Annotated in this window: 1 protein-coding gene and 2 pseudogenes; 1 reads left to right on the top strand and 2 read right to left on the bottom strand. The window is 43.8% G+C overall.

Features of this window, described 5'->3' with window-relative positions; all coding sequences use genetic code 11:
• A partial coding sequence (locus BM283_RS17810; RefSeq protein WP_217646614.1) for a hypothetical protein occupies window positions 1–348 on the top strand: 348 nt, incomplete at its 5' end.
• A 25-nt stretch (window positions 349–373) separates the two neighbouring features.
• Here BM283_RS17810 and BM283_RS17815 read toward each other — a convergent pair.
• Both BM283_RS17815 and BM283_RS17820 read right to left on the bottom strand, forming a co-directional pair.
• A pseudogene (locus tag BM283_RS17815) lies at window positions 374–535 on the bottom strand (JAB domain-containing protein); the annotation flags it as partial.
• A gap of 94 nt (window positions 536–629) precedes the next feature.
• Window positions 630–1,073, bottom strand: a pseudogene (locus tag BM283_RS17820) (IS3 family transposase); the annotation flags it as partial.

The following is a 1,073-nucleotide window of genomic DNA, read 5'->3' on the forward strand; positions in this document are numbered from 1 at the left end:
AGGATATTTGATCAGATTCGGCCACAATTGTACAACAACGAACTGTATGGAGATAAAGCTTATCAACGGCCTGACGCCGAAGAGGTCAGGCAAGCTCAGAATCTGACCGTTCTGACCCCGGTTAAAAAGCAAAAAGAGCAACCCTTTCTGGAGCTACACGATCAATGGTTGTCTACAGCGGTTTCTCGCGTTCGGCAACCGATTGAAGCCTTATTTGCCTGGATTGAAGAAAAGACCGGCATTGAATGTGCCAGTCAAGTTCGGTCTTATAAGGGGCTTATGGTGCATATATTCGGAAAGCTGGCTGCGGCTCTGTTTTTCTGGAATTTTTTACGAGTTAGCTCTTAATTCGCATTTAATTGCAAAACAATCATTAAATTAAACCTAGCTCGGCCATACTCAATGTTTGCGCTCCAGCAATGATGAAATGATCTAGCACCTTTACATCAACCAATGACAATGATTGCTTCAGAGTGTCGGTTAGCATTTGATCTGCTCTGCTTGGTTCTGCCACCCCGCTTGGATGGTTGATGTGGTTCCCTGTAACTGGACAACCTGAAAGAAAGTTAAGCTCTGACATGTATAGTTAATCGAGTTCAGGCAACCCGATCAATTCCTGGATCATTATAGTAGATTTCATGAGGCGTAAGACTGTCAAGGCTTTGATGAAATCGTTCTTGATGGTACCATTCAAACCATGTGGATAAATTCTGCTTTATCTCCTTCAGATTATTGAATTCTCGGGTATATAAAAGCTCATATTTAACTGTCCGCCAAAGCCGTTCAATAAAAATATTGTCATAGTAGCAACCCTTGCCATCCATGCTGATCTGAATAGGATGATCTTTTAGTATGGAGGTAAATGCTTCGCTGGTGAACTGTATGCCCTGGTCGGTATTCATGATCTGTGGACAGCCATAATCCTGAATGGCTGCCTCCAGCGCCTGAGTACAAAAATCAGTATCCAGGGTATTGGATAAGCGCCAGCTCAACACCTTACGCGAATACCAGTCGATGATGGCAACCAGATAGCCAAAGCCCTTCTCCATGGGGACATAGGTTATGTCGGTAGC

It is taken from the genome of Nitrosomonas sp. Nm34 (assembly GCF_900113925.1).
In the GTDB taxonomy this organism is placed as follows: domain Bacteria; phylum Pseudomonadota; class Gammaproteobacteria; order Burkholderiales; family Nitrosomonadaceae; genus Nitrosomonas.